This is a genomic window from Pseudomonas salicis (genome assembly GCF_057128705.1).
In genome coordinates this window covers 195,881-222,632 of the sequence record NZ_JBSKHU010000007.1, presented here as the reverse complement: position 1 = coordinate 222,632, position 26,752 = coordinate 195,881, and the positions used below count along the sequence as shown (strand labels likewise).

The following is a 26,752-nucleotide window of genomic DNA, read 5'->3' as shown; positions in this document are numbered from 1 at the left end:
AAGACATCCGCCTCATTTGGGGGTGCCTGTGTTTCTCGCTGCTGCCACAACCCGAACGATTGGCTAAGATGCCTGCCACCGTCGCGGTAAGCCGATCCTCAGGAGCCTGAATGTCCAGCGAAGAAGACACCACCGTCAGTGGTGCAGCGCCCATGATTCCCGACCAGCGCAGGGAGTTGATGCTGCGTCAGTTGCGTAAGCACCAAGTGCTGAGCGTGCATCAACTGATGGAGATGTTCGACTGCTCGCACATGACCATCCGCCGAGACATCGCCCTGCTGGAACAGAGCGGGCGAGCTTATTCTGTAACGGGCGGCGTGCGCATCGCCAGCCAGGTGCACAGCGAGCCAAGTCACCAATCGAAAGCCGTGGTCGAGCTGCCGCACAAACAGGCAATGGCGAAACTTGCGTCCGGATTGCTGCACCCGGAAATGACGGTTTACCTGGACGCGGGCACCAGCACGCTGGAAATCGTGCCGTACATCGTCGCGCTGTCGGGGATGACCGTCGTCACCAACGACTTCGGCGTGGTGAATGCATTGGCCGACGCGACCCACGTGGCAGTGATTCACACCGGCGGCCAACTCGATCACCCAAACCGCTCCTGCGTCGGCGGCCTGGCTGCGGCGACGTTGCGCCAACTCGCGACGGACGTCGCCTTCATGTCCACCAGCTCCTGGGATTTGCAACGGGGCACCACCACCCCCTCGGCGTTGAAAGTCGAAGTCAAACAGGCGGCGATGCAGGCCGCCTCTCGTAGCGTGCTGCTCACCACCAGCTCGAAATACGGCACGTTCGGCACGTACAAGGTCGCGGGACTGGAGCAGTTCGACGCAATCATCAGCGATGACGGGTTGGCGCAGGCAGCGGCTGACAGCATTCGGGCGCAGGGGGTGGAGTTGATGTTGGCGTCGGTGGAGAAGCGCTGAGCGACGATAGACTCTGTAGGAGTGAGCTTGCTCGCGATTGTTTAGCAGCAGCCACAGCAGGCGTCACAGATCCGCCGCAATCGCGAGCAAGCTCACTCCTACACTCGACATAGCAAAGCCTCGGCTAACCCCGAGGCTTTTTTGTGTCTGATCAAAAAACGAGCAATGTTAAGATTTGTTAAATCAAAAAATCACTTCACATTATCCGCTCACGGGTTCACTATCTTTAACAGATCAGAACAAACACCGTTCGAGTGCCTGACGCAACGATGGCGCTCAACCCGAGGAGAGCTTCATGAATAACAAGAATGTCGGCGTCGTTGGACTGGGTGCGATGGGTCTGGGCATCGCCCGCTCCCTGCTGCGCAGCGGTTTCAATGTTCATGCCTGCGACGTCCGCGCTGCCGTGACGGAGCAATTCGCCAGCGAAGGCGGCGTTGCCTGTGATTCTCCTGCTGCCATGGCCGCGCTCTGCGATGTGATCGTGACCGTTGTGGTCAACGCCGAGCAGACTGAAACCGTGCTGTTCGGTGAGAACGGCGCCGTGGCTGCGCTGAAGCCCGGCAGCCTGGTCATCGGTTGCGCCACTGTCGCCCCGACCTTCGCCATCGAGCTGGGCCAGCGCCTGACCGAAAAAGGTCTGCTGTACCTCGATGCGCCGATCTCGGGCGGCGCTGCCAAGGCCGCTGCCGGTCAGATGACCATGATGACCAGCGGCCCCGCCGACTCCTACGCCAAAGCCGACGCTATCCTCAACGGCATGGCGGGCAAGGTCTATCGCCTGGGCGACGTTCACGGCCTGGGTTCGAAAGTCAAAATCATCAACCAGTTGCTGGCCGGCGTACACATCGCTGCGAGCGCCGAAGCCATGGCGCTTGGCCTGCGCGAAGGTGTCGACGCTGATGCGCTGTACGAAGTGATCACTAACAGCGCCGGTAACTCGTGGATGTTCGAGAACCGCGTGCCACACATCCTCAAGGCCGATTACACGCCGCTGTCGGCGGTGGACATCTTCGTCAAGGACCTGGGCCTCGTGCTGGATACCGCCCGCGCCAGCAAATTCCCGCTGCCGCTGTCGTCCACCGCGCACCAGATGTTCATGCAGGCCTCGACCGCAGGCTTTGGCCGCGAAGACGATTCCGCCGTGATCAAAATCTTCCCGGGCATCACCCTGCCTGTCGCCAAAGCCGCCAACGACTGAGGAACCGCCCATGAGCACCACGACTCCGCGCCCTCTGCTGGGCTGCATTGCCGACGACTTCACCGGCGCCACTGACCTTGCGAACATGCTGGTTCGTGGCGGTATGCGCACCGTGCAAAGCATCGGGATTCCGAGCGCCGACAGCCTGTCTGAGCTGGACGCTGACGCCATCGTCATCGCGCTGAAGTCCCGCACCACACCCGCTGCCGAAGCGGTCGAGGAATCCCTCGAAGCACTGCAATGGCTGCGTGATCGCGGTTGCGAGCAGATTTTCTTCAAGTACTGCTCCACCTTCGATTCGACCGCCAAAGGCAACATTGGCCAAGTCAGCGAAGCCTTGCTCAAGGCACTGGACAGCGACTTCACCCTCGCCTGCCCGGCCTTCCCGGAAAACGGCCGGACCATTTTCCGTGGCCACCTGTTCGTGCAGGACCAACTGCTCAACGAATGCGGCATGCAGAACCACCCGCTGACGCCGATGACCGACGCCAACCTGGTGCGCGTGCTGCAGTCGCAGACCGAGAAAAAAGTCGGGCTACTGCGCTACGACAGCATCGCCAAGGGCGTGGAAGGCGTGCGGGCGCGCATCGCCGAGCTGCGTGCCGATGGCGTAACCATGGCGATTGCCGACGCGCTGTCTGATGCCGACCTGTACACCCTTGGCGAAGCCTGTGCCGACCTGCCGCTGCTGACCGGTGGCTCGGGTCTGGCGCTGGGCTTGCCGGGCAACTTCCGTAAAGCGGGCAAACTGCGCGACATCGACGCGGCCCAGTTGGAGCAAGTCGAAGGTGGCGAAGTGGTCCTCGCCGGGAGCGCTTCGGTCGCGACCAATGGCCAGGTGGCAGCGTGGCTGGACGCCAAACGCCCTGCCCTGCGTATCGACCCACTGGCGCTGGCCGACGGCAAACCGGTGGTTGAAGACGCCTTGGCCTTCGCCCGTGATGCCGGTCAAACCGTTCTGATCTACGCCACCAGCAGCCCGGAAGAAGTCAAAGCCGTGCAGCAAAAACTGGGTGTCGAGCGCGCAGGCGCGATGGTTGAGGATGCACTGGGCAAGATCGCCAAAGGCCTGCTGGACGCGGGCGTGAAGCGCTTCGTCGTTGCAGGTGGCGAAACCTCAGGCGCGGTGGTTCAGGCCTTGGGCGTGAGCCTGCTGAAAATCGGCGCGCAGATCGATCCGGGCGTTCCGGCGACCATCAGCAGCGGCGATCAACCGCTGGCACTGGCATTGAAATCCGGCAACTTCGGCGGCCGTGACTTCTTTGACAAAGCCCTGAAGCAGTTGGCAGGGGGTGCCCAATGAACAGCCAAGGGAGCGCAGAAAACAAACTGCGCGACGAAATCTGCGACATCGGTCGTCTGCTGTTCGGTCGCGGTTACACCGTGGGCAGCGCGGGCAACATCAGTGCGCGTCTGGAAGATGGCTGGCTGATCACCCCGACCGACGCGTGCCTCGGTCGCCTCGATCCGACGGCCATTGCCAAGGTCAACCTGGCCGGTGAATGGGTGTCGGGCGACAAACCGTCCAAGACGCTGATGCTGCATCGCGAAGTCTACGACCGCAATCCGGGTGTTGGCGGCGTGGTGCACACCCACTCCACGCATCTGGTGGCATTGACCCTTGCGGGCGTCTGGCAGCCGAACGACATCCTGCCACCGATCACGCCGTATCAGGTGATGAAGGTCGGGCACATTCCCTTGATTGCCTACGAGCGCCCCGGCTCGCCAAAAGTCGCCGAACAGGTGGCAAAACTGGCGAACAGCGTGCGCGGCGTCATGCTTGAACGGCTGGGCCCGGTGGTCTGGGAAAGCTCCGTTGCCAAGGCGGCCTACGCCCTGGAAGAACTGGAAGAGACCGCAAGGCTGTGGCTGATGAGCAACCCCAAACCCGAGCCGCTGGACGCAACGGCTCTGGAAGAACTGCGCCAGACCTTTGGCGTGACCTGGTAATCCACTCAGCGTTTTGATCGGAGACTGTCGCGGCGGTCTCCGGCGACCCGGTTTTGCCGGAAACAATAACAACAGGGCACCACACATAACATGACCCCACTATTACTGATGATCATCGCCGGAGCCGGCATCGCGCTGTTGCTGCTTCTGGTACTCAAATACAAATTCCAGCCGTTCGTGGCCCTGATGCTGGTCAGCATCATCGTCGCGCTGGTCGCCGGGGTAAAACCGGCAGATCTGGTGGCAACCATCGAAGGCGGCATGGGCAAGACGCTCGGCCACATCGCGATCATCATTGCGTTGGGTGCCATGATCGGTCGGATCATCGAACTCTCGGGCGGCGCGGAAGCACTGGCCAAGTCGCTGATCAACCGTTTCGGCAACAAGCGCACGCCGCTGGCCTTGACGGTCGCGGGCTTCATGGTAGGCATTCCGGTGTTCTTCGAAGTGGGCGTGATTATCCTCATGCCGCTGGCTTATGGCGTCGCTCGCGCGGCCCGCAAGCCCCTGCTGATTTTCGCCCTGCCGATGTGTGCTGCGCTGCTGTCGGTGCACGCGTTTCTGCCGCCGCACCCGGGCGCCGTCGCGGCTGCCGGTCAATTGGGCGCGGACTTGGGCCGTGTGCTGATGTTCGGCATCCCGATCGTCGCGGTGCTGTGCCTGATCGGCTATGTGATTGCCGGTCGCATGACGCGCAAGACCTACCCGATGACCGACGACATTCGCAGTGAAGTCTACGGCCCGCACATCACCAACGAAGACCTGGTGGCGTGGGCGAACAACGACTATTCAACCAGCAAAGAAGCGACTCAGACTAAAGAACTGGGGCTGGAAGAAAGCGCCAGCAGCCTGGCCGCTCGCTTGCCAAAGGCGCCAGCACCGGGTGCGGGCCTCATCGTTGCTCTGATCCTGCTGCCCATCATCCTGATCCTGCTGGGCACGCTGGCCACCACCATGCTGCCTGCCGACTCCGGCCTGCGCAGCATCCTGACCGTGCTGGGTGCACCGTTGGTTGCGCTGCTGATCGACACCCTGCTGTGCGCCTGGGTGCTGGGTTCGCGCCGTGGCTGGAGCCGCAGTCAGGTCTCTGACGTGATTGGTTCGGCGCTGCCGGGCGTGGCGATGGTGATCCTGATCGCCGGTGCTGGTGGTGTGTTCGGTAAGGTACTGGTCGACACCGGTATCGGTGCGGTCGTTTCCGAAGCATTGCGCAGCACCGGCCTGCCGGTTCTGGCGCTGGGCTTCATCCTGACCCTGCTGTTGCGCGCCGTTCAAGGCTCGACCACAGTGGCACTGGTCACCACCGCTGGCATTCTCAGCCCGCTGATCGCGACCCTGAACCTGAGCGCCAACCACATGGCCCTGCTGTGTCTGGCCATGGGCGGTGGCGGTCTGGCCATGTCGCACATCAACGACGCCGGTTACTGGATGTTCACTAAACTGGCTGGTCTCAACGTCGGTGACGGCCTGCGCACCTGGACCTTTTTGGTGACCGTTCTAGGGACTCTCGGCTTCCTGATGACACTGCTGCTCTGGCCCTTCGTATAACCCGGCCTGTCTGGAAGCTGCCGCGCTCGCGGCGCTTCCAGACAGATTGGCATTTTTTGGAGATTGCTATGCCTCGCTTCGCTGCCAACCTCAGCATGCTGTATCCGCAACACGACTTTCTGGCCCGTTTTGGCGCTGCGGCGACTGACGGCTTCAAAGGCGTGGAGTACCTGTTCCCGTACGACTTCAGCGCAGCCGAAATCAAGCTGCGTCTGGAAGACTTCGGCCTGACCCAAGCGCTGTTTAACGCACCGCCAGGCGACTGGGCCAAGGGCGAACGAGGCATTGCGTCGCTGCCAGGTCGGCAGAGCGAGTTTCGCAGCGGCTTTCAGAAAGCGCTCGAATACGCAGCGGTACTGGGCAACGACCGGATTCACGTGATGGCGGGTTTGCTGCCGAGCGAAGACCTGCGCCAGAAACACCACGCCGTGTACCTGGAGAACCTGGCCCACGCGGCAGAAGAAGCGGCCAAAGTCGGCATTACGGTGCTGATCGAACCGATCAACACCCGTGACATGCCGGGTTTCTTCCTCAATCGTCAGGATCAGGGTCAGGCGGTGTGCAAGGAAGTCGGCGCGGACAACCTGAAAGTGCAGTTCGATTTTTACCACTGCCAGATCGTCGAAGGTGACGTGACCAGCAAACTGCGCCGCGACTTTGCAGGCGTCGGCCACATCCAGATTGCAGGCGTGCCGGATCGTCACGAGCCGAACATGGGCGAAGTGAATTACCCGTGGCTGTTCGAAGAGATCGACCGCCTGGGTTACACCGGCTGGGTCGGCTGCGAATACCGCCCGCGTGGTGACACCAGCGAAGGGTTGCAGTGGTTGCGGGATTGGAAGGCGGCTAATCCGGAGTGATCCCCACGCCAGATCGCAGCAAATCTACCTGTGGGAGCGGTGTGTCTGTCACCCCCGGCTCCCATGGCTTTCATCCGGAAGCATCCATCACTCGTTGATCACTTCATCCTTGAACTGGTCTTTCACGTACGTGATCTCGGTCTTGCCGTGCGGCGCTGGCAGGCCGTCTTCTCCCAGGTTCACGAACACCATCTTCTCGACCGTCAGGATGCTTTTGCGGGTGATCTTATTGCGCACTTGGCAGGTCAGGGTGATCGACGTCCGGCCAAACTCGGTGGCCGTGATGCCCAGTTCAATAATGTCGCCCTGACGCGAGGCGCTGACGAAGTTGATTTCGGAAATGTACTTGGTCACCACACGCTGGTTGCCCAGTTGAACGATGGCGTAAATCGCCGCTTCTTCGTCGATCCAGCGCAGCAGACTGCCACCGAACAGCGTGCCGTTCGGGTTGAGGTCTTCGGGTTTTACCCATTTGCGAGTGTGGAAGTTCATGGGGGGCTCCAAGGCGTTTGGGACATCGTGGCGTTTGTGCCCCCAAGCTTCGAGCTTCGAGCCACAAGCTGCAAGTAAAAGCAGATCCGCTTTCACTTGTCGCTTGCAGCTTGCCACTTGCCGCTCAACCCTTATAATCGGCACCGCTTCAAAAAACGGTCATCACCGCTTGATACCGTTTTCCCGCCACCTGTCCGAGGGGCGCTGCAGCAGGTCAGACCTGTCAGGCTCGGAGAGGGCGTTGTTTGGTCTGGCGTTCCGCCGATCAAGCCTTAAACGCACAACGGCGCCCATTCGCACCCTACGAATGGAGACTCTTATGAGCGCTGTACTGACGCCCAACGATTTCAACGACTACAAGGTCGCCGACATTTCCCTGGCAGCCTGGGGTCGTCGCGAAACCATCATCGCTGAATCCGAAATGCCTGCCCTGATGGGCCTGCGTCGCAAATACGCCGGTGAGCAACCGCTGAAAGGCGCGAAAATCCTCGGCTGCATCCACATGACCATTCAGACTGCCGTGCTGATCGAAACCCTGGTTGCCCTGGGTGCCGAAGTGCGCTGGTCGTCCTGCAACATTTTCTCGACTCAGGACCAGGCCGCTGCCGCCATCGCCGCTGCCGGCATCCCTGTTTTCGCCTGGAAAGGCGAGACCGAAGCCGAGTACGAGTGGTGCCTGGAGCAGACCATCCTCAAGGACGGTCAGCCATGGGACGCCAACATGATCCTCGACGACGGCGGCGACCTGACCGAGCTGCTGCACAAGAAATACCCGGCGATGCTGGAAAAAATCCACGGCGTCACCGAAGAAACCACCACTGGCGTTCATCGCCTGCTGGACATGCTGGCCAAGGGCGAACTGAAGATCCCTGCGATCAACGTCAACGACTCGGTCACCAAGAGCAAGAACGACAACAAATACGGCTGCCGTCACAGCCTGAACGACGCCATCAAGCGCGGCACCGACCACCTGTTGTCCGGCAAGCAAGCGCTGGTCATCGGTTACGGTGACGTGGGCAAGGGCTCGGCTCAGTCGCTGCGTCAGGAAGGCATGATCGTCAAGGTCACCGAAGTCGACCCGATCTGCGCCATGCAAGCCTGCATGGACGGTTTCGAACTGGTTTCGCCGTTCATCGATGGTGAAAACGACGGCACCGAAGCCAGCATCGACAAAGCGCTGCTGGGCAAGATCGACCTGATCGTGACCACCACTGGCAACGTCAACGTCTGTGACGCGAACATGCTCAAAGCGCTGAAAAAACGCGCCGTGGTCTGCAACATCGGTCACTTCGACAACGAAATCGACACCGCTTTCATGCGCAAGAACTGGGCATGGGAAGAAGTGAAGCCGCAAGTGCACAAGATTCATCGCACCGGCGCTGGCGAATTCGACGCGCAGAACGACGACTACCTGATCCTGCTGGCCGAAGGCCGTCTGGTGAACCTGGGCAACGCCACCGGTCACCCAAGCCGCATCATGGACGGTTCGTTCGCCAACCAGGTTCTGGCTCAGATCTTCCTGTACGGCCAGAAATACGCTGACCTGAGCCCTGCTCAGAAAGCCGAGCGCCTGACCGTTGAAGTGCTGCCGAAGAAGCTGGACGAAGAAGTCGCCCTGGAAATGGTACGTGGCTTCGGCGGCGTCGTGACCAAACTGACCAAGACTCAGGCCGACTACATCGGCGTGACCGTCGAAGGCCCGTTCAAGCCGCACGCATATCGTTACTGATACGCCTGCAGGACGGCATGCCCGTTGATTCGGGCACGCCACCCCTGCAAGAACGACCATTACCCCTGTAGGAGTGAGCTTGCTCGCGATAGCGTCAGATCTGAGAAGGATGATTGACTGACCCGACGCTATCGCGAGCAAGCTCACTCCTACAGGGTTTTGCGTAGGCTTTTCCCAGGATACGACCATGTCCCAAGACCGTCGCTACAGCTTCGAGTTCTTCCCCACGAAGACCGACGCTGGTCATGAAAAACTGCTCGCCACCGCTCGTACGCTGGCTGGCTACAACCCTGACTTCTTCTCCTGCACTTACGGTGCAGGTGGGTCCACGCGTGACCGCACGATCAACACCGTGCTGCAGCTGGAAAAAGAAGTGAACATTCCCGCCGCCCCGCATTTGTCGTGCGTCGGCGACAGCAAGGCCGACCTGCGTGGCCTGCTGACTCAATACAAGGATGCGGGCATCAGCCGTATCGTTGCCCTGCGCGGCGACCTGCCGTCCGGCATGGGCATGGCCAGCGGTGAGCTGCGTCACGCCAACGATCTGGTGAGTTTCATCCGCGAAGAAACTGGCAGCCACTTCCACATCGAAGTCGCCGCTTACCCGGAAATGCACCCGCAAGCGCGCAACTTCGAAGACGATTTGAAGAACTTCGTGCGCAAAGCCAATGCCGGTGCCGACAGCGCCATCACCCAGTACTTCTTCAACGCCGACAGCTATTTCTACTTCGTCGAGCGCGTGCAGAAGATGGGCGTGAGCATTCCGGTGGTGCCAGGGATCATGCCGATCACCAACTACAGCAAACTGGCGCGTTTTTCCGACGCATGCGGCGCTGAAATCCCACGCTGGATTCGCAAGCAACTCGAAGCCTACGGCGACGATTCGGCGAGCATTCAGGCATTCGGCGAACAGGTCATCACTGAGATGTGTGACCGCTTGTTGCAAGGCGGAGCCCCGGGTTTGCACTTCTACACGCTGAATCAGGCCGAACCGAGCCTCGCCATCTGGAATAACCTGCAACTGCCCCGCTAAATCGTCGGAATCCCATCGGGATGCTCCGGTCACATTAAGGCAATGTTTTTCCAGCAGGCTTCGTCACGACGAGGCTTGCTGTAGCCTTGATTAAGACGGACATCCAGTGACTGCATTCAGACCCATCCTTGCGCGCCCCCAGCTTGTCTACCTGGTTTTCGGCGCCGACACCTACCATCAGGAAGCCGTGTTCAGCATCGCGAGCGCTTTGGCGCAGGCGGGCGACGGGCGCTCATTCGACATCCAGGTGTTCACCGACAATCCTTCGCCCTATCGCCCATTGCCGGTCCGTGTCCGGGCACTCGACGCCGATCAACGTCGCGAATGGAGCGGTCCTCATCAATACGCTTTCCGCTGCAAGCATGTCGTCGCCCGCAAGGTGCTGCAGGAGTCGGAAAAAGTCGTGCTGATCGACACTGACACGTTCTTCCAGGACAGCCCCATGAAGCTGTTCGAAAGAGTCCAGCCCGACACACTCCTTTGCAATGCCTTCCAGTTACGCTACGACGACTGCAAGGAAACCGTGCTCTACACCGCGCTGGCCGAAACGCTGGCACAGCGGGATCTGGCTGACGATCATATGCGCCTGGTGAATTCAGGTGTGATCGGACTGACCCACGCCAACGTCGCGATACTCGACCGGTCCATCGCGCTGATGGACGAGTTCTACCCCATCACGCCGGGCGCCGTGACGCTGGAGGAGTTCTGCCTGGGAGTGGCCGCGTACCGGACGCTGAAAATCGATCAGTGCACGGACGTGATTCATCATTACTGGAGTCGCAAGCAAGTATTCCGCGCCAAGGTTCGCGCCTGGCTGCGCAAACACGAAGACGCGCCCTTGAGTCATGAAGCATTGGCCGATACGCGCAACGTGTCTGCCCGTCTTCCTCGCCCCAGCACATGGCAGCGCTTGCTGTACAAAAGCGCGACACTGACCGTTCCCAAGACCCAGCGTCAGTTCATCCGTGAACTGCTCTATGGCTGCTGCGAACACGCTAACGAATTCGACCGGGCCTGCTCGGCGGTCTGGTGGGAGAAGGCGTTTCACAACGCTGAAAAACGCCATAAAGGCTCGATTACCCCATCACAGCTGAATCAATGGCTGGAGCACTGGGCGGTGAAACGGTTACTCGGACGCAGGCGCGTCGCGATTTATCGGCACCTGGTTCAAGCCCGATCGACGCGCTGAGTATTGAGGTAGAGCGCTCGGGTTTTGCCGCCTCGCACGTGCCACCTCTTCTATTTGCGGGTCGAGCGTCGTAATCTCCTGCCATGCCTCTAGCCTTCCGCCTATTGTTCGCTGCCCTCCTCGCCTGCCTGAGTTTCAGCGCAATGGGTGAGAAGATTCGCATCGTCACCGAGCCGTGGGCCCCCTATGTGATGGTGGAAAACGGGAAGGCGTCTGGTCTGGACTACGACACTACGGCCATCGTCTTTCAACGACTGGGGATCGACGTGCAGTGGCAGTTCCTGCCCTGGAAGCGCTGTCTGATGATGCTCCAGCAAGGCGAAGCCGATGGCGCGCTGGATATCTTCAAGGTCAGCGAGCGCGACGATTTGCTGCTGTACCCCAGCGAGCCGATGTCCGACGTCAACTGGGTGCTGTTTCAAGCCAACGCCCGCCCGCACCCTTTTAACAGCCTCGACGATCTCAAGGGACTGACGGTGGGCGTTTCGCCGGGCTACCTGTATTCGCCTGAATTCGACAGCTCGACGACCTTCATCCGCGAGCCCGCCCCCAGTCACGAAGCGAACTTCGGCAAGCTGATTCGGGGACGCATCGACCTGCTGGTGACCGACCGCAGGCTGGGCCAGCAGATGCTCGACCAACTCAAGCTCCGGGATCAGGTCAGCCAATTGCCCACTGTATTGAGCACGCGAGAGCAATTTCTTGCAGTGCGCCGTAACGCAGGCATGGATTTACTGGTACAACGTTTCGGTGCCGAGTTGAAACGCTTCAAGCGCGAACCGGCGTATGCGCAATTGGTGTCGCACTACACCGGGGAAACGTTGCAGACGCCACAGCAGTCGCCGACAGTTTCGTCAGCGATCAGCGTGGAAAAAACCGTTGAGCAGCATGAACGCAGCGCGTTGTGATTGCTCTGTTATACTCCGGCCTTCCCGCTAGGCTTATCGCCCGGATGCTCGGTCTCACAGAAGACTTCTCGATCACGTCAGCAGCGCATTCTCTTTCTCGCGCTCATGCCACGAGTTGAACTTACAGACCCCGGGATCGCGCCATTTGAATGCCAATTCGCGCCGCGCAGCTCATTCCTATTCGGGCCACAGTGCCCCAACTTAAGACAGGATTACTCATGTCCTTTGCTTCCCTCGGTCTCTCCGAGGCTTTAGTCAGCGCCATCGAGGCTGCTGGCTATACCCAGCCTACTCCGGTGCAACAGCGGGCCATTCCCGCCGTGTTGCAAGGCCGCGATCTGATGGTCGCCGCTCAGACAGGTACTGGTAAAACCGGCGGTTTCGCCCTCCCGATTCTGGAGCGCCTCTTCCCCGCCGGCCACCCGGACAAATCCCAGCGTCACGGCCCGCGCCAACCACGCGTACTGGTCCTGACCCCAACCCGTGAACTCGCGGCCCAGGTTCACGACAGCTTCAAGATCTACGCCAAGAACCTCAAGTTCGTCAGCGCCTGCATCTTCGGCGGCGTCGGCATGAACCCACAGGTTCAGGCGATGGCCCGTGGCGTTGACGTCCTCGTCGCCTGCCCGGGTCGCCTGCTGGACCTGGCTGGCCAAGGCAGCGTCGATCTGTCCCACGTCGAAATCCTCGTGCTGGACGAAGCCGACCGCATGCTCGACATGGGCTTCGTTCACGACGTGAAGAAAGTCCTTGCCCGCCTGCCTTCCAAGCGTCAGAACCTGCTGTTCTCGGCCACCTTCTCGGCCGACATCACCGCCTTGGCTGGCAAGCTGCTGCATAACCCGGAACGCATCGAAGTCACGCCGCCGAACACCACGGTCGAGCGTATCGAACAACGCGTGTTCCGCCTGCCGGCCAACCACAAGCGTTCGCTGCTGGCGCACCTGATCACTCAGGGCGCGTGGGAACAGGTGCTGGTCTTCACGCGCACCAAGCACGGTGCCAACCGTCTGGCCGAGTACCTGGACAAGCACGGCCTGAGCGCTGTGGCGATCCACGGCAACAAGAGCCAGAACGCCCGCACCAAAGCGCTGGCCGACTTCAAGGCTGGTACCGTGCGCATCATGGTTGCTACCGACATCGCGGCACGGGGTCTGGACATCGACCAACTGCCTCACGTGGTCAACTTCGAACTGCCGAACGTCGACGAAGACTACGTGCACCGCATTGGCCGTACCGGTCGTGCAGGCCGTACCGGTGAGGCGATCTCTCTCGTGGCGCCGGACGAAGAGAAGCTGCTGAAAAGCATCGAGCGCATGACCAAGCAGAAGATCGCCGACGGTGATCTGATGGGCTTCGACATCAACGCCGTCGAGGCCGAGAAGCCGGAAGTTCGCGAGCGTCCGGACGTGCGCAACCCGCGCAACGCCCGTGGCCCGCGTGGCGACGGTCCGAACGGCGGCGGTGGTGGCGGCGGTCGCAAGGACAAAGGCAAAGACAAGGGCAAGGAAAAACCGGCAGCCGCCGCAGCCTCGGGCGAACGCCCGGCGCGTCCAGCCCGTCAGCAAAAGCCTCGTCAGGGCACGCCGTCGAACGAAGCGCGTTCGGCACAACAGCCACCAGCCCCTCGTGCGGACCGCGCGCCGGATGAGTTTCTGGATGACGAAGTCGATAACTTCGGCAACCGCGCTGACTACGTGAGCCCTTATCAAGGCAAGAACCAGCAGGGCCGTAACCGTCGTCCTGGTGCTCCGGCCACTGGCGCAGCTCCGGCAGCGCGTGGTCAGGCACCGAGCCGTAGCGGCCCTCGCAGTGGTTCCGGTGGCGGCGCCAGCACAGGTGCCGCCGCAGGTGCAGGCGCGCCTGCCAAGCGCAGTGGCCCGCGCAACGGTTCCGGTCGTGATGGCCAGGCCCGTCGCGAAGACCAACCACGCAACCGTCGTCCGGCTCGCGACGATCAACAGCCTGCTCGTCAGGAGCCGGCCGTTCGTGGTCCTCGTGACGGCCAGCCCGGCCCGAAGATCATGCACAAAGAGTCCAAGAGCGACCGTTTCCCGTCCGCCGAGCTGCTCGACCAGTTGCCGAGCCGCCCACGGGGTGAGAAACCCGCCCTGCTGACCCGCAACCGCGAAGGTTAAGCACAGGCTGTAACGAAAACGCCCCGACTGGTTCGGGGCGTTTTCATTTGTCGTGAACGTCGCCGGTGTGGGAGAGGGGTCCAGCAAAAACGCCGACCCTGAGGTCGGCGTTTTCGGTGCTGCAGCCCGTTTTACTTGGCTTTGACGCCTTCGAACGAGATGTCGAAGGTGACGGTGTCAGACTGTGGACCCAGGTCCATCATCTTGCCGAAGTCAGAACGCTTGATCGTGGTGGTACCGCTGAAGCCTGCGCGGTAGCCGCCCCATGGATCCTTGCCTTCGCCGTTGAAGACAGCTGCGATGACGACAGGCTTGGTGACGCCGTGCAGGGTCAGGTCGCCGGTCACGTCAGCCGTGGTTTTCCCATCGGCGTTCTTGGCGACGTTGCTGACTTTAGTGGACACGAACTTGGCGTCCGGGTAGGTCGCGACGTCCAGGAAGTCCTTGCTGCTGATGTGCTTGTTACGCTCAGCGTGGTTGGTGTCAACGCTGGCCGTTTTGATGTCGATGCTGATTTTGCTGTCTTCAGGCTTGGCAGCGTCGAAGCTGAAGTTACCGCTCCAGTCCTTGAACGTACCGTGGATGAAGCTGTAGCCCAGGTGGCTGATCTTGAAATCGATGAAGGCGTGCTGGCCTTCTTTGTCGATGGTGTAGTCAGCCGCCATGACCTGACCGGCCGACAGCAGAGCGGTACCCAGAGCCAGTGCAGCAAAAGTCTTTTTCAACATACGTCGTCTTCCTGTTTAGTGAGTCGAATTCAGGCCTTGCGGCCCAGCATGCGAATGAGTGTGGCATCACGATCAATGAAGTGATGCTTCAAGGCGGCCAGCCCGTGGAGTACCGCAAAAATCACCAGCGTCCAGGCCAGATACAGGTGCACTTCGCCAGCCACGTCCGCCTGGTCGGGCAGTCCGCTTATCAGCGCGGGCACTTCAAACAATCCAAACACCGGTATCCCGACGCCTTCGGCGGTGGAGATCAGGTAACCGGCAAACATCACCAGGAACAGGTCCAGATAAAGGAACGCGTGCCCCAGTTTGGCAGCGATACGCACGAACTGGCTGTGATTAGGCGGTGACGGCGGTGGCGGGCTGATGAGACGCCAGACCACGCGGATCAGCATGAAGAGAAACAGCGTGATGCCGATGCTCTTGTGCAGATCAGGTCCCGCTTTACGCCAAGTGTCGTAGTAGCCGAGACCGACCATCCACAAACCCAAGGCAAACATCCCGAACACAGTCAGCGCGACACCCCAATGCAAAACGATGCTGACCCAGCCATATCGAGAAGAAGAGTTGCGTAACTGCATGGTTTCTTTCCTGTAGAAGCTGAGTGGAAGATTATCGGTTTATCTATCGAAAGAAAGCGCAAAATACTGCTTTGAAATATCAAGGAATACGATAGAAATGTGTCGTCGTATTTTTCCTTTGGGTGGATTAACGGAACGTTATGGGCGTGTCCATTATCCAGAGCATGCCTCCGTTTCTTGTAGGCGCGAATTTATTCGCGAGACATCTGGCGGGTGAAGGGACGTATCGCCTGGCCCAATGCTTCGCGAATAAATTCGCGCCCACCGGGTGTACAACACTCTAGACGTCGCTTTTATTCGCGGGCAAAAAAAAGCGCGGTATCAGACCGCGCCTTTCTCATTGCCTCATCTCAACGATCAGTTTTTGCTGTCCGTTGCCGGGGCTGCCGCTTTGTCGGTGGCAGGTTTGGCCGGGGCCTTCTTCGCGGCATCGGCTTTGGCAGGTGCCTTGTGGGTGGCAGCTGGCTTCGCAGGGGCCTTTTTCGCAGGCTCCTTTTTGGTCGGCTCTTTCTTCGCCGGAGCTTTTTTCGCAGGCTCGGCAGGTTTGGCGGGCTCGACCACCGGCGCAGGCGGCGGCGTGACAGGCGCTGGAGCCGGGGCAGGTGGTGGCGCAGGAGCAGGCTCTGGCGCTTTTTCGGCCGGTTTCGGCTCTTGTTTGGAACCGCCGAACAGGTTGGAGAAGAAGCCGCCGATGCCGCCGCTGCTTTCTTTCGCAGGCTCAGGTGCCTTCGGTGGGGCGACTTTCACAGGTTCGAACGATTTGCCGGCTGCCAGATCCTGTACTTGGCTGGCTGCGCGCTGACCGGTGCGCAGCGCGCCTTCCAACGTGCCCGGGTACAGGCTGTCGGTGTGCTCGCCCGCGAAGGCTACACGCTGCAACGGTTTTTCCCACAGGCGCCAGTACTTGCTGATCTGGCCAGGGCCGAACGCCAGGTAGGCACCGCCCGTGGAAGGATCGACGCTGGAGCGACGGATTTCATAACCGGTGAATGCACCGCGCGCCTGAGGGTAGAAAGCGTGCAGACGGATCAGCACCTGATCCACCATCTGTTTGTCGCCGAAGGCCTGCATGATGCGCGCATTGTCGCCAGACAGATTGATCACGGCATTGGCGCCGCCCTTCAAAGCAGGCTCGATCCAGAGCATGCCCAGCCCGGTGTTGCTGTAGATTTCGCCGGACATGCGGGCCTTGCTGTCCCAGACCGGAGTCTTGAACTTGAGCATGATCTGGTCATGCCAGCCGTAGTTGGTGCTCTTGATCGCGCCCTGATGCTGAGCGTCCAGCGCCGGGGTCAATGTGATTTTGCTCAATGCGCGCAGCGGCACCGCGAGGACCACGTACTCTGCCTCGTAACCCACCGAACCGACTTTAACGGTGACGCCGTCCTTGTCCTGGTTGATGGCCGAGACCGGCGAGTTGGTCTTGATCACTTTCAGCTGTTTGACGAACGCCTCCGCCAACACCGCGCTGCCGCCTGGCAAACGTGCGGCACGGCGGTCGCGGTCATCGATATCGCGACTCACCCGGGCCTGCTGTGCGAGGTACAGCAACGACAGGCGCGAAGGCTCGTCATAGCGTGTACGAATCTGCTGATTGATCAATTGACGAGCGGTTGGCGGGAGGGCCAGACGGTCGAGCCAGTTGGCGACGTTGATCTGGTCCAGCGCAAACAGCGTGCTGTTGGCGGCCGGGTTCAGAGGGTCGGTGATCGAGCGCGCCATGTCGTCCAGCGCCGCTTCATAGCGCTTGATCGCTTCGGCCGTGGCGGGCTGTTTGGTGGCCAGATCGGCAGCAGAGAAGTACTCGCCTTCGATCAGATAACCCGGTGTGCGCACGAACTCTGGCGCAGGCACCGGGCTGAGCTTGAAGCGCTCCAGGTACTGATTGAGCACCGGCTGCGCCTTGGCATTGCCGATCCATTCGCTGCCCGCCAAGCCAGATCGACCACCGGCCGTGGGTTTGGCTTCCAGCAGCGTGACTTGCCAACCCTTGTTTTGCAGCTCGTAGGCCGCCGTCAGACCAGCAAGACCGCCACCGACCACAATGGCCGTATGGGGTTTATCCACAGCGAGCGCCGAAGCGCTGACCAGCCCAACCATCACCAGCGCACAGGCGCGCAGCCAACCAGAAAGCATTCAGCAAACTCCGGAATAAAACGTAGGAATTGTCGGGCTTTATCGCTCGATTCTTCAAAGAGCGCGAAGAATACGCCAGCCGGAAGAGGCCCGCCAGCAATGTCCGTCGGCGTTATTTCTGGCGCCAGCCATCCGAGAAAAGAAGGCATCAAAGGTTGTCCCGTTGCCGTGCATTGCATAGGCTTGCGCGATTGTTTTGCCTCGCCGAGTGCGAGCCGCCAGCTGGAGATGACCGATGGGCCTTAATAACGACTGGATGCAGCGCGACCTCAAGGTGTTGTGGCACCCCTGCACCCAGATGAAAGACCATGAAAACCTGCCGCTGATCCCGATCAAACGGGGTGAAGGGGTGTGGCTGGAAGACTTCGAAGGCAAACGTTACCTCGACGCCGTCAGCTCGTGGTGGGTCAATGTGTTCGGCCACGCCAACCCGCGCATCAATCAGCGCATCAAGGATCAGGTCGACCAGCTGGAACACGTGATTCTGGCCGGTTTCAGTCATCAGCCGGTAATTGAGCTGTCGGAACGCCTGGTCGCCATGACGCCCGAGGGCCTGACCCGCTGCTTCTACGCCGACAACGGCTCGTCCTGCATCGAAGTCGCGTTGAAAATGAGCTTTCACTACTGGCTCAATCGCGGCAAGCCGGAAAAGAAACGCTACGTCACCCTGACCAACAGTTATCACGGCGAAACCGTGGCGGCGATGTCGGTGGGCGATGTGCCGCTGTTCACTGAAACCTACAAGGCGCTGCTGCTGGACACCATCAAGGTGCCAAGCCCGGACTGCTATTACCGCCCTGAAGGCGTGAGCTGGGAAGAACACACGCGCACGATGTTCGCGTTGATGGAACAGACGTTGGCGGACAACCATGACACCGTCGCGGCAGTGATCATCGAGCCGCTGATCCAGGGCGCGGGCGGCATGCGTATGTACGACCCGATCTACCTCAAGCTGCTGCGTGAGGCCTGCGATCGCTACGGCGTGCACCTGATTCATGACGAGATCGCGGTAGGTTTCGGTCGCACCGGGACGATGTTTGCCTGTGAGCAAGCCGGTATTCGTCCGGATTTCCTGTGCCTGTCGAAGGCTCTGACCGGCGGTTACCTGCCGCTGGCAGCGTGCCTGACCACCGATGACGTCTACAGCGCGTTCTACGATGACTACCCGACCCTGCGCGCCTTCCTGCACTCGCACAGCTACACCGGCAACCCGCTGGCCTGCGCGGCGGCACTGGCGACGCTGGACATCTTTGAGCAGGACGACGTCATCGAAAACAACAAGGCGCTGGCCCAGCGGATGAAGACCGCGACGGCGCATCTGGTGGATCACCCGAACGTCGCCGAAGTACGCCAGACCGGGATGGCGCTCGCCATCGAGATGGTGCAGGACAAGGCCACCAAAACGGCCTATCCGTGGCAGGAACGTCGCGGCCTGAAAGTCTTCGAACACGCCCTGACCCGTGGCGCGCTGCTGCGACCGCTCGGGAGCGTGGTGTATTTCCTGCCGCCGTACGTGATCACGCCGGAGCAGATCGACTTCCTCGCCGAAGTGGCCAGCGAGGGCATCGACATCGCGACCCGCAGCAGCATCAACGTGGCGGTGAGAGAAAATTTCCATCCGGATTTTCGTGATCCGGGTTGACGCTTTTCTGCGGATAACTCTGTAGGAGTGAGCTTGCTCGCGATTCGTCGTTTCAGACATCTTGATGTTGACTGACACTCCGCTATCGCGAGCAAGCTCACTCCTACAGAAGATAGCGCTGCACTCAACGAATACAGAGAAACAACCATGAGACTCTCCCGCTTTTTCATCGACGCCACCCTGAGCATTGGTGAGCACGAACTCCCCGAAGCCCAGGCCCATTACATCGGTCGAGTGTTGCGCATGGCCGAGGGCGATGCGGTGCAACTGTTCGACGGTTCAGGCCAGGAGTTTCGTGCCACATTGGTGGAAGTCGGCAAGAAGCGGGTCCGCGTTCAGGTGACCGAAAGCTTCGCGGGCCTCGCCGAACCGACCTTGCAGATTCACCTCGGCCAAGGCCTGTCTCGCGGCGAGCGCATGGATTGGGCGATTCAGAAAGCCACTGAATTGGGCGTCACGCAGATCACCCCCATCGTCAGCGAGCGCTGTGAAGTGCGCCTCAAGGATGAGCGCGCCGAGAAACGTCAGGCGCACTGGCAACAAATTGCGATCAGCGCCTGCGAGCAATGCGGGCGTTCCGTGGTGCCAGTGGTCAACCCGCCGGTCACCCTGAGCGACTGGCTCAAGCACACCGAAGCCGACCTGAAGCTGGTCTTGCACCCAGTGGCCGAACCGCTGGTAAGTCATGAGAAGCCCGGCACCCTGGCGTTTCTGATCGGGCCGGAAGGCGGTTTGAACGATACCGAGGTGGATCAGGCGCAAGACGCCGGTTTCCGCGCCGCTCGCCTCGGACCGCGCGTGCTGCGTACCGAGACCGCGCCAGTCGTCGCGTTGAGCGTGGCGCAGCAGTTGTGGGGGGATTTTTAAGGGCCGGGTGTCAAACCCGACATCGGCAGCAATACCCCAACCTGTGGGGGCGAACTCCTTCGCGAAAGAGGTACATCCGATGGTGATGTGCCGTCTGGAACATGGATTCGCGAATGAATTCGCTCCTACAGGTTTGCGGCCGCCCGCGAGAGCGGATACGGACCCTTAAAGCACGTAGCGAGTGATCGCCACAAAGTGCAGCAAACTCCCGGCAATCACAAACAAATGCCAGATGCCGTGCCAATGCCGAAAGCGCTTGTCGTAGGCGAAGAAAATAATCCCCACGGTGTACAGCACGCCGCCCAGCGCCAGCCAGGTAAACCCCGCCGTTCCCAGCGCGGCCATCAGGGGTTTCACCGCCACCAGCACAATCCAGCCCATCACCGCGTAAATCACGATGGACATGACCCGCGCCTCTGAGCGGGGTTTGATTTCCTGCAGGATGCCGATCACCGCCAGCGCCCAAACGATGCCGAACAGCGTCCAGCCCCACGGCCCGCGCAGCGTCACCAGGCAAAACGGCGTGTAACTCCCCGCGATCAGCAGGTAGATCGAAAAGTGATCGACCTTCTGCATGATCACCTTCGCCCGCCCCCGAACACTGTGATAAACGGTCGACGCGCTGTACAACATCACCAGCGCCACGCCATAGACCGCGACACTGACGATCTTCCACACATCACCGGCAAGGCTCGCGATCACCAACAACCAGACCGCGCCGATGGACGCCAGCACCGCACCCACGAGGTGGGTCCAGGCATTGAATTTCTCTCCGTAGTACATCCGCAAAAAACCTCTCTCAGTTGTACGACACTCGACAAGGCTCCAGCTTATGACTCAAAAGCGCAATGCATGTGTCAGTGTTAATGAGAATTTAATGCAGCCAGTCGGGTGTCACTTGGGCACAATCAGCGGCTCGAACAACAAGAAAGGTCTGGAAGCGCCACGATGCAGATCGACGAAGAACTGACCCTCAAGAAGCTGGAGATTTTTCTGGCGTTCATGCGCACCGGCAATCTGGCCCGCGCCGCCGCGGAATTGCAGACCAGCACCGTCAGCGTTCACCGGGCGATTCACTCGCTGGAAAACGCCTTGCGCTGCCCGCTGTTCAAACACGAGGGGCGCAACCTGACGCCGCTGGAAAGCGCCTACGTGCTGGAAGAAAGGGCGCAGAAGCTGGTGCAGGACGTGTTGAGCACGGTTGAGCAGACGCGCGCGGCGGCAGGGTTTTCAGCGGCGCGGTTCAAGCTGGGCGCGCTGTATTCGTTAACGGTGAAGACTGTTCCGCAGCTGATCATGGGCCTGAAGCTCCGCCGCAGCGAGCTGAATATCGACCTGATTCTGGGATCGAACATCGACCTGTTCTACAAGTTAAAGAACATGGAAGTGGACGCGATTCTGGTGTCGCTGAACGAAAGCGTCAGCGACCCGGATTGCGAGCAATTGCCGCTGTTTTCCGACGACATTTTCCTCGCCACCCCTGCTGATTCGCCGTTTGCGCAACAGGCGGAAGTGGACCTCGCTGACCTGCGGGAAATGACCTTCATCACCCTGACGCAAGGCTTCGCCACTCACCGCGACGGCACGCGAGTGTTCGAACAGGCGGGTTTTGAGCCGAAGGTGGCGATGCAGGTGAACGACATCTTCACGCTGCTGAGCATGGTCAGTTCAGGAGTCGGGTACGCGTTGCTGCCGGGGCGAATTGCAGCCGTCTATGAAAACCGCGTGCGCCTGATACCGCTGCAAGCGCGTTACCGCATGCAGCAGCACATTGGCTTGGTGTTCCTCAAAGCCCGTGAGCGCGACCCGAATCTGCTGGCGTTGCTGGCGGAATGCCGGATGTATTCGAATCGGTTGGAGCAGGGTTAGCCTCCTCCTGCGCCATGCGCGGTCCAACCTGTGGGAGCGAATTTATTCGCGATGGTCTTTCAGGCGATACATCTCTATCGCCCGGACGATCTTTCGTCGGATTGCCGCCCAGAATGAATTCGCTCCCACAGAAGACCCAGCACAACTGAACATCCCAGGTATGCCGCAAATCCTTGGGGCTGCTAACCCAAAATCCCGCGCACGATGAAATACAGCAACGAAGGCCCGAGCAAGCAGCCCAGCCCGGTATGGAACGTCGCCGTCAGCGCGCCGTACGGCACCAACCGACGATCCGTCGCTGCCAGCCCTGCGGTCACACCACTCACTGTCCCGGCCAACCCACCAAACACCATCGCCGAGCGCGGGTTATCCAGGCCCATCCAGCGCGCCGCCATCGGGGTGCCGACCATCACCAGAATCGCCTTGATCAATCCGGTGGCAATCGACAACGCCATTACGTCCGAGCTTGCGCCCAATGCCGCACCGGTCACCGGCCCGACGATGTACGTCACAGCGCCAGCGCCAATGGTGGTGATGCTCACTGCATCGCGATAACCGAACGCATAAGCCACGCAGCAACCGACGATGAATGGCAAAACGGTGCCGAGGAACAACGAAAACGCGCCTATCAAACCGGCCTTTTTCGCCTCGGTCGCCTGCACTTCAAACGCCGTGGCGACGATAGCGAAATCGCGCAGCATCGCGCCGCCCATCAGGCCGATCCCGGAAAACAGCGCCAAATCCGCCAGGCCCTTTTGCCCGCCGGTCATCACCCCGCCGACCCACGCCAGCACCAGGCCGATCACGATGGCAATGGCCGAGCCGTGAATACGCCCGAAGGTCAGGCGCTTGGACAGCACCACGGAAATCCACATCACCACGCCGACCACCGCGAAAGCCGTGACGAGGCCCTGACTGATCAGGTCTTTCTGAATGAGATCCCACATATCAACGGCCTCCCGCTGGCGTTACGGTCGGCACGATTACCGGCGCCGGAATAACAGGGTCGTCTTCTTTGGGCAAGGGCTCGCCCTTGTTGATGCGGCTGATGAGCGCAATCGTGCAGCCACAGATGATCACCGAACCAATCGCAGCGATCACTGCAATCGGGCCGCCTTTCAAGGCAGTGACTACGTTTTGCTGGGCAGCCATGGCCACGACCACCGGAATGTACATCGCGCCCCAGAAGCCGACGCCCATTTCGCAGCCTTCGCTCATGCCACCGCGTTTTTGCATGTAGAGACGGGCGCAGATCAGCAGGATCATCGCGATCCCGACGCCGCCCACGTTGGATTTGACGCCCAGCAGCACGCCGAGCAAATCACCGAGAATCACCCCCGCTAGGGTGCAGATAGCCAGTAACGCAACGCCATAAATCACCATTGTTCTTATCCTCACTGTGCATCGTCGAAGTTGTTGTTTTTGTGTTCTTCGAAAGCAGCCGGTTTATGGGTGGCGAAGGTCCTCCTCTCGCGACAGGGCGCTCAATGTGTCCAGCCGGGCGCCCTGAAAAGCGACAACCGACCCTTGTTCAAACGTTTTTCGCGCCAGCCCCGTCAGCACGGTCCCGGGCGGCATTTCAATGTGAAGGCGCACGCCACGCTCATAGGCGGTTTGCACGGTGCTGCGCCAGTCGATGACCCGACACATGTTGAAGGCCAGGTCGTCGCGTAATTTGTCGGCAGTAAACAGCGGGCGGGCGGTGCTGCCGCTGAGGTATTTCACGGTCGGGGCCTGAATCGAGACCGCTGCGAATGCGTCGGACAGGACTTGCGCCGGTTCACTCAGCAGCTCGCAATGGGACGGCACGCTCACGGCCAGCCGTTTGGCCGCAGCGGCGCCCTGCCGTTTTGCCAAGGCCGCAACGCTGCCCATCGCTTGATCACTGCCCGCGATGACGAACTGGTTGTCGGCGTTGATATTGGCCAGGTACACCGGCGTGCTTTCGCCGTGTATTTGCTGCACCAAGGACTCGACCGCGCCCTGATCCAGGCCGATCAACGCGGTCATGCCGTAGCCCTGTGGATACGCGTTTTGCATCAGTTCGCCACGCAGCGCCACCAAGCGCACGGCATCGGCAAAGCTCAGCGCCCCGGCAATCACCGCCGCCGGATACGCACCAATCGAAAGGCCGGCGACGTAATCGGGTTTGATGTCTTGAGCCATCAACAACCGCGAGCAAGCGACCCCTGCAATCAACAGACACAACTGAACAGCGCGGGTCGACTGCAGCGCTTGGGCGGAGTCCAGATCGAGCACGTCCTCATTCAACGCATCGCTGGCTTCGCGCAGGCAGTCATCGATCAACGGATCGCTCGGCAGTGCGTGCAACATGCCCGCCTGCTGCGCCCCCTGACCGGGAAATGCCCACAAGCTGCTCATGCTGCGCGCTCCTGAGGCTGCCATGGGTTGCTGACCAATCGCGCGCCATCGTCGGCCTTGAGCAACACCTGACGCGCCGACCCGGCCCACTCACGCAAGGCAACGGCACCGAAGGGGGTTTGCAGTTGCAGGTCGATTCGACATATCGCGCTGTCCAGCGCGGTCACCCATTCAGCGGCCTGTTCGCGACTGAAGCGTTGATCCGTACGCAGAATCAGGTCGAGGTCGCTGTCGATATGCAGCACGTTGATGCCCGTGGCCAGCTCAAAACCCGCACTGCCTGCGACACCCCATGGCAACGCCACGGCGTCGAGGAAAGGCCGAATCTGTTTCAGCGCACGCAAGGCGGGCCAGTCGGATTCGACCTTTTCCACAACCTCCACCAACTGCTCAGGCTTAACCTGCCGCGTGATATCGGACAGCTTCATAACCGTGGCAAAACGCTGATCCCGAGAGCCCCCGCGCACGCCCACTGCCACCCCACCATCGACGACTTTTGCCCGGCGCATCACGACGGGATGCCCGAGGCCGATCACCTCGCCCGCCCACGCCGGAGCGTCAGCAGGCAGAGCGGCCAAGGGCAGCCCCCACAACAAGTCATGGGGCTGCACGGGCAGATTAGCGTTCATTACCACTGCGCCCGCAGCAGTTCACGCACTTTCGAGGACGCTGCACGGTTCGGCGCACCCAGTCGCGAACTCAGGTCGTTGCCGCTGCCTCGAACGTCTTTCACTGCGGCGATCAGGCATTCCTGCACGGCGGTGATATCGCCAGCGGAAGGCTGTTCAATCTGGCTCACCGACAGGGTTTCCCAGAGCAGGCCCAACCCCGCGTAACTGTCGATGTCATAGGCCATCGGCGGAATGCTCGCGGCGAGTTTTTCCAGTTCTTCGACGCTGCGCAATGTCACTCGCGCCGCCGACGCCTTGCCCATGGCATGCACCATCACGCCGGGATCGCGCAGGGCAATCAGGCGATTGGCCTGATAACCATGGGCGAGAAACGCGCCGGACATGGCCTTGCCCACCAGCAGGCCTATCACCGGATGCCCGGCCAGACGAGCGCGAGCGTAAGCATCAACGGCTCCGGCCAGCGCCTGATGAATGCCCAAGGCTTCTTCGCGACGACCATACGCCTGACTCGGCACATCGATGACCGCGATCAGAGCGCGTTTCTGTGGATTTTGGCGGTCTAGCTCGATGGCGGCATCCACAGCCTTCGCCAAACCCCAACCTTCGAGCAGTCCGACTTCACCGTTTTGCGCACGAGGAAAACGGTTGTCCGCATCCGCGACAACGGCCAGGAACCGCGCAGGCTGATCGCCCAGTTGACCGTCAGCGGCCTTCACCGACGTAGGCAGGCCGACGACCTCGGCAGCGCCCGCACTCAGCGCGTTGAACCAGTTCAAACCACGGCTCGATGCACTCATGGCTGTTCTCCTTGATACAGGCTGCGCACAGCGGCTGGGTCGATCTGCGACGTGGTGTCCAGCGCCGACAGACGTTGCAGGAACACGCCGTATTGGCTGCTGCGCTCATGTTCGGGTGTGCCTTTTTGCAGCAACGTTTCCACCTGCTGCGAAATGGCCGCGATATCGTCAGGGACGTAGGCGTCTACCAGGCCGCTGGAGAAGCGCTGCTCGCCACCGGTGAGGCTCCAGATGAAAGGCCGGTCGCGGGAGTCGTACTCTTCGATGCCCGCTTCCTGCTCGATCACCTGCGGGCCGTTCAATCCGAGGCGAGCTTCCTGAGTCACCACCAGATAGCTGCACAGCCCGGCAGCGATGGACATGCCACCGAAGCAACCGACGCTGCCCGCGACCACGCCGATCACCGGCTGATAGCGACGCAAATCGACGATGGCCGCGTGAATCTCGGCAATCGCGGCCAAACCCAGATTGGCCTCCTGCAAGCGCACGCCGCCGGTTTCCAGCAGCAACACCGCTGCGGTGGGGATGCCTTTACGATTGTCTTCTGCCGCCAATTCCAGCGCGCCGGCCATTTTTGCGCCGCCGACCTCGCCCATGCTGCCGCCTTGGAAGGCGCCTTCGATGGCGCAGATCACCACCGGCTGGCCACCTATCGAACCCTTGGCGACGATCACGCCGTCATCGGCTTGAGGCACCACGCCCTGCTTCGCCAGCCAGGGCGACGTGACGCGGGCGAACGGGTCGATCAATTCGCGAAAACTGCCTTCGTCGAGCAAGGCGCGGGCGCGCTGCCGAGCGCCGAGTTCGACGAAGCTGTGCTGTTTCAACAAACGAGTGCTGTCAGTCATGACCGATCTCCTCGAAGCCTTGCTCCAGACGCAGACGCACCACGCCAGGGGTCGCGCCGAAATCGTGGATGTCGATGCTCAGCGCAGGCGGGGTCTGGCCGTCGAACATGCGCTCGAACAGGTGCTGCCAGCGCGCCGAGCTGCCGTTGACCGAGGTCAGCACCTGAATCGTCAATTTGCCGGGCACACCGGGTTCCAGCAGCACTTCCAGATCGCCAGACCCGACGCAGCCCACCAGCGCACGGCCAAGTGGCGGCTGACCGGCGGGGAATTCAAAGGACAAGGTTTCCATT

At 60.8% G+C, this 26,752-nt stretch carries 26 protein-coding genes and 1 riboswitch; of the genes, 14 read left to right on the top strand and 12 right to left on the bottom strand.

The window, feature by feature from the left end; all coding sequences use genetic code 11:
• Positions 1-110 precede the first annotated feature (110 nt).
• From ACWKWE_RS24950 to otnI, 6 genes are all read left to right on the top strand, one after another.
• Positions 111-929 carry a DeoR/GlpR family DNA-binding transcription regulator gene (locus tag ACWKWE_RS24950; RefSeq protein WP_483852005.1) on the top strand — a complete coding sequence of 273 codons (819 nt, stop codon included), beginning with the start codon at positions 111-113 and terminating at the stop codon, positions 927-929.
• A gap of 295 nt (positions 930-1,224) precedes the next feature.
• Positions 1,225-2,130, top strand: a complete 906-nt coding sequence (gene ltnD, locus ACWKWE_RS24945) for an L-threonate dehydrogenase (RefSeq protein ID WP_401150296.1) — start codon at positions 1,225-1,227, stop codon at positions 2,128-2,130.
• Between the two features lie 10 nt (positions 2,131-2,140).
• Positions 2,141-3,433, top strand: a complete 1,293-nt coding sequence (gene otnK / locus ACWKWE_RS24940) for a 3-oxo-tetronate kinase (RefSeq protein ID WP_483852004.1) — start codon at positions 2,141-2,143, stop codon at positions 3,431-3,433.
• Positions 3,430-4,080 (top strand): 3-oxo-tetronate 4-phosphate decarboxylase, encoded by a 651-nt coding sequence (otnC, locus tag ACWKWE_RS24935; RefSeq protein ID WP_483852003.1) that lies wholly within the window; start codon positions 3,430-3,432, stop codon positions 4,078-4,080. The genes otnK and otnC overlap by 4 nt, the downstream gene beginning before the upstream one ends.
• 90 nt (positions 4,081-4,170) lie before the next feature.
• Positions 4,171-5,628 (top strand): GntT/GntP/DsdX family permease, encoded by a 1,458-nt coding sequence (locus ACWKWE_RS24930; RefSeq protein WP_341961411.1) that lies wholly within the window; start codon positions 4,171-4,173, stop codon positions 5,626-5,628.
• Positions 5,629-5,696: 68 nt separating this feature from the next.
• Positions 5,697-6,488 (top strand): 2-oxo-tetronate isomerase, encoded by a 792-nt coding sequence (otnI, locus tag ACWKWE_RS24925; RefSeq protein WP_166595719.1) that lies wholly within the window; start codon positions 5,697-5,699, stop codon positions 6,486-6,488.
• A gap of 87 nt (positions 6,489-6,575) precedes the next feature.
• Here otnI and ACWKWE_RS24920 read toward each other — a convergent pair whose 3' ends face one another.
• The gene (locus tag ACWKWE_RS24920; protein WP_074752526.1) at positions 6,576-6,980 is read right to left on the bottom strand and encodes an acyl-CoA thioesterase; all 405 of its coding nucleotides are present in this window, start codon (positions 6,978-6,980) and stop codon (positions 6,576-6,578) included.
• Positions 6,981-7,170: 190 nt separating this feature from the next.
• A riboswitch (S-adenosyl-L-homocysteine riboswitch) is annotated at positions 7,171-7,279 on the top strand.
• Positions 7,280-7,299: 20 nt separating this feature from the next.
• Here ACWKWE_RS24920 and ahcY point away from each other — a divergent pair.
• The 5 genes from ahcY to rhlE2 all read left to right on the top strand — a co-directional run bounded on the left by ahcY (position 7,300) and on the right by rhlE2 (position 13,977).
• Positions 7,300-8,709, top strand: coding sequence for an adenosylhomocysteinase (ahcY, locus tag ACWKWE_RS24915; protein WP_341961407.1), 1,410 nt, complete (start codon positions 7,300-7,302; stop codon positions 8,707-8,709).
• 187 nt (positions 8,710-8,896) lie between these two features.
• Positions 8,897-9,742 carry a methylenetetrahydrofolate reductase [NAD(P)H] gene (metF, locus tag ACWKWE_RS24910; protein WP_166595721.1) on the top strand — a complete coding sequence of 282 codons (846 nt, stop codon included), beginning with the start codon at positions 8,897-8,899 and terminating at the stop codon, positions 9,740-9,742.
• A gap of 106 nt (positions 9,743-9,848) precedes the next feature.
• Positions 9,849-10,931 carry a hypothetical protein gene (locus ACWKWE_RS24905; RefSeq protein ID WP_483852002.1) on the top strand — a complete coding sequence of 361 codons (1,083 nt, stop codon included), beginning with the start codon at positions 9,849-9,851 and terminating at the stop codon, positions 10,929-10,931.
• Between the two features lie 83 nt (positions 10,932-11,014).
• On the top strand, positions 11,015-11,839 hold the full coding sequence (locus tag ACWKWE_RS24900) for a substrate-binding periplasmic protein (protein ID WP_483852001.1): 825 nt from the start codon (positions 11,015-11,017) through the stop codon (positions 11,837-11,839).
• Positions 11,840-12,057: 218 nt separating this feature from the next.
• Positions 12,058-13,977 (top strand): RNA helicase RhlE2, encoded by a 1,920-nt coding sequence (gene rhlE2 / locus ACWKWE_RS24895; protein ID WP_166595723.1) that lies wholly within the window; start codon positions 12,058-12,060, stop codon positions 13,975-13,977.
• Positions 13,978-14,108: 131 nt separating this feature from the next.
• Here the strand turns inward: rhlE2 and ACWKWE_RS24890 are convergent, their stop codons facing one another.
• The 3 genes from ACWKWE_RS24890 to ACWKWE_RS24880 all read right to left on the bottom strand — a co-directional run bounded on the left by ACWKWE_RS24890 (position 14,109) and on the right by ACWKWE_RS24880 (position 17,422).
• A complete protein-coding gene (locus ACWKWE_RS24890) occupies positions 14,109-14,705 on the bottom strand; it encodes a YceI family protein (protein ID WP_166595724.1) in 597 nt (198 codons plus the stop codon).
• Between the two features lie 29 nt (positions 14,706-14,734).
• Positions 14,735-15,286: a cytochrome b gene (locus ACWKWE_RS24885; protein ID WP_166595725.1), complete on the bottom strand. Its 552-nt coding sequence runs from the start codon at positions 15,284-15,286 to the stop codon at positions 14,735-14,737.
• A 357-nt stretch (positions 15,287-15,643) separates the two neighbouring features.
• Positions 15,644-17,422 carry a flavin monoamine oxidase family protein gene (locus ACWKWE_RS24880; protein WP_483852000.1) on the bottom strand — a complete coding sequence of 593 codons (1,779 nt, stop codon included), beginning with the start codon at positions 17,420-17,422 and terminating at the stop codon, positions 15,644-15,646.
• Between the two features lie 235 nt (positions 17,423-17,657).
• Between ACWKWE_RS24880 and ACWKWE_RS24875 the strand changes: the two genes are divergently transcribed.
• On the top strand, positions 17,658-19,064 hold the full coding sequence (locus ACWKWE_RS24875; RefSeq protein WP_483851999.1) for an adenosylmethionine--8-amino-7-oxononanoate transaminase: 1,407 nt from the start codon (positions 17,658-17,660) through the stop codon (positions 19,062-19,064).
• Between the two features lie 147 nt (positions 19,065-19,211).
• Entirely contained in the window at positions 19,212-19,931 is a 720-nt protein-coding gene (locus ACWKWE_RS24870) for a 16S rRNA (uracil(1498)-N(3))-methyltransferase (RefSeq protein WP_483851998.1), read from the top strand.
• A 165-nt stretch (positions 19,932-20,096) separates the two neighbouring features.
• Here ACWKWE_RS24870 and trhA read toward each other — a convergent pair whose 3' ends face one another.
• Complete coding sequence (trhA, locus tag ACWKWE_RS24865; protein WP_483851997.1) at positions 20,097-20,714, bottom strand: PAQR family membrane homeostasis protein TrhA; 618 nt, start codon at positions 20,712-20,714, stop codon at positions 20,097-20,099.
• 165 nt (positions 20,715-20,879) lie between these two features.
• Between trhA and ACWKWE_RS24860 the strand changes: the two genes are divergently transcribed.
• Complete coding sequence (locus ACWKWE_RS24860; protein WP_166595730.1) at positions 20,880-21,800, top strand: LysR family transcriptional regulator; 921 nt, start codon at positions 20,880-20,882, stop codon at positions 21,798-21,800.
• Between the two features lie 182 nt (positions 21,801-21,982).
• Here ACWKWE_RS24860 and madM read toward each other — a convergent pair whose 3' ends face one another.
• The 7 genes from madM to ACWKWE_RS24825 all read right to left on the bottom strand — a co-directional run bounded on the left by madM (position 21,983) and on the right by ACWKWE_RS24825 (position 26,751).
• On the bottom strand, positions 21,983-22,747 hold the full coding sequence (madM, locus tag ACWKWE_RS24855) for a malonate transporter subunit MadM (RefSeq protein ID WP_166595731.1): 765 nt from the start codon (positions 22,745-22,747) through the stop codon (positions 21,983-21,985).
• A 1-nt stretch (position 22,748) separates the two neighbouring features.
• Complete coding sequence (madL, locus tag ACWKWE_RS24850; protein ID WP_483851996.1) at positions 22,749-23,183, bottom strand: malonate transporter subunit MadL; 435 nt, start codon at positions 23,181-23,183, stop codon at positions 22,749-22,751.
• 63 nt (positions 23,184-23,246) lie between these two features.
• On the bottom strand, positions 23,247-24,182 hold the full coding sequence (mdcH, locus tag ACWKWE_RS24845; protein WP_483851995.1) for a malonate decarboxylase subunit epsilon: 936 nt from the start codon (positions 24,180-24,182) through the stop codon (positions 23,247-23,249).
• On the bottom strand, positions 24,179-24,817 hold the full coding sequence (locus ACWKWE_RS24840; RefSeq protein WP_483851994.1) for a malonate decarboxylase holo-ACP synthase: 639 nt from the start codon (positions 24,815-24,817) through the stop codon (positions 24,179-24,181). Before ACWKWE_RS24840 ends, mdcH begins: the two co-directional genes overlap by 4 nt.
• Entirely contained in the window at positions 24,811-25,611 is an 801-nt protein-coding gene (mdcE, locus tag ACWKWE_RS24835) for a biotin-independent malonate decarboxylase subunit gamma (protein WP_483851993.1), read from the bottom strand. Before mdcE ends, ACWKWE_RS24840 begins: the two co-directional genes overlap by 7 nt.
• Entirely contained in the window at positions 25,608-26,459 is an 852-nt protein-coding gene (locus ACWKWE_RS24830; protein WP_166595736.1) for a biotin-independent malonate decarboxylase subunit beta, read from the bottom strand. The genes mdcE and ACWKWE_RS24830 overlap by 4 nt, the downstream gene beginning before the upstream one ends.
• Positions 26,452-26,751 carry a malonate decarboxylase subunit delta gene (locus ACWKWE_RS24825; protein ID WP_166595737.1) on the bottom strand — a complete coding sequence of 100 codons (300 nt, stop codon included), beginning with the start codon at positions 26,749-26,751 and terminating at the stop codon, positions 26,452-26,454. Before ACWKWE_RS24825 ends, ACWKWE_RS24830 begins: the two co-directional genes overlap by 8 nt.
• Position 26,752: the final 1 nt, after the last annotated feature.

Excerpts from the sequence above, each read along its gene's own strand:
- ACWKWE_RS24950 (WP_483852005.1), top strand. The coding sequence starts at position 111 with ATGTCCAGCGAAGAAGACACCACCGTCAGTGGTGCAGCGCCCATGATT.
- ltnD (WP_401150296.1), top strand. The coding sequence starts at position 1,225 with ATGAATAACAAGAATGTCGGCGTCGTTGGACTGGGTGCGATGGGTCTG.
- otnK (WP_483852004.1), top strand. The coding sequence starts at position 2,141 with ATGAGCACCACGACTCCGCGCCCTCTGCTGGGCTGCATTGCCGACGAC.
- otnC (WP_483852003.1), top strand. The coding sequence starts at position 3,430 with ATGAACAGCCAAGGGAGCGCAGAAAACAAACTGCGCGACGAAATCTGC.
- ACWKWE_RS24930 (WP_341961411.1), top strand. The coding sequence starts at position 4,171 with ATGACCCCACTATTACTGATGATCATCGCCGGAGCCGGCATCGCGCTG.
- otnI (WP_166595719.1), top strand. The coding sequence starts at position 5,697 with ATGCCTCGCTTCGCTGCCAACCTCAGCATGCTGTATCCGCAACACGAC.
- ACWKWE_RS24920 (WP_074752526.1), bottom strand. The coding sequence starts at position 6,980 with ATGAACTTCCACACTCGCAAATGGGTAAAACCCGAAGACCTCAACCCG.
- ahcY (WP_341961407.1), top strand. The coding sequence starts at position 7,300 with ATGAGCGCTGTACTGACGCCCAACGATTTCAACGACTACAAGGTCGCC.
- metF (WP_166595721.1), top strand. The coding sequence starts at position 8,897 with ATGTCCCAAGACCGTCGCTACAGCTTCGAGTTCTTCCCCACGAAGACC.
- ACWKWE_RS24900 (WP_483852001.1), top strand. The coding sequence starts at position 11,015 with ATGCCTCTAGCCTTCCGCCTATTGTTCGCTGCCCTCCTCGCCTGCCTG.
- rhlE2 (WP_166595723.1), top strand. The coding sequence starts at position 12,058 with ATGTCCTTTGCTTCCCTCGGTCTCTCCGAGGCTTTAGTCAGCGCCATC.
- ACWKWE_RS24890 (WP_166595724.1), bottom strand. The coding sequence starts at position 14,705 with ATGTTGAAAAAGACTTTTGCTGCACTGGCTCTGGGTACCGCTCTGCTG.
- ACWKWE_RS24885 (WP_166595725.1), bottom strand. The coding sequence starts at position 15,286 with ATGCAGTTACGCAACTCTTCTTCTCGATATGGCTGGGTCAGCATCGTT.
- ACWKWE_RS24880 (WP_483852000.1), bottom strand. The coding sequence starts at position 17,422 with ATGCTTTCTGGTTGGCTGCGCGCCTGTGCGCTGGTGATGGTTGGGCTG.
- ACWKWE_RS24875 (WP_483851999.1), top strand. The coding sequence starts at position 17,658 with ATGGGCCTTAATAACGACTGGATGCAGCGCGACCTCAAGGTGTTGTGG.
- ACWKWE_RS24870 (WP_483851998.1), top strand. The coding sequence starts at position 19,212 with ATGAGACTCTCCCGCTTTTTCATCGACGCCACCCTGAGCATTGGTGAG.
- trhA (WP_483851997.1), bottom strand. The coding sequence starts at position 20,714 with ATGTACTACGGAGAGAAATTCAATGCCTGGACCCACCTCGTGGGTGCG.
- ACWKWE_RS24860 (WP_166595730.1), top strand. The coding sequence starts at position 20,880 with ATGCAGATCGACGAAGAACTGACCCTCAAGAAGCTGGAGATTTTTCTG.
- madM (WP_166595731.1), bottom strand. The coding sequence starts at position 22,747 with ATGTGGGATCTCATTCAGAAAGACCTGATCAGTCAGGGCCTCGTCACG.
- madL (WP_483851996.1), bottom strand. The coding sequence starts at position 23,183 with ATGGTGATTTATGGCGTTGCGTTACTGGCTATCTGCACCCTAGCGGGG.
- mdcH (WP_483851995.1), bottom strand. The coding sequence starts at position 24,182 with ATGAGCAGCTTGTGGGCATTTCCCGGTCAGGGGGCGCAGCAGGCGGGC.
- mdcE (WP_483851993.1), bottom strand. The coding sequence starts at position 25,611 with ATGAGTGCATCGAGCCGTGGTTTGAACTGGTTCAACGCGCTGAGTGCG.
- ACWKWE_RS24830 (WP_166595736.1), bottom strand. The coding sequence starts at position 26,459 with ATGACTGACAGCACTCGTTTGTTGAAACAGCACAGCTTCGTCGAACTC.
- ACWKWE_RS24825 (WP_166595737.1), bottom strand. The coding sequence starts at position 26,751 with ATGGAAACCTTGTCCTTTGAATTCCCCGCCGGTCAGCCGCCACTTGGC.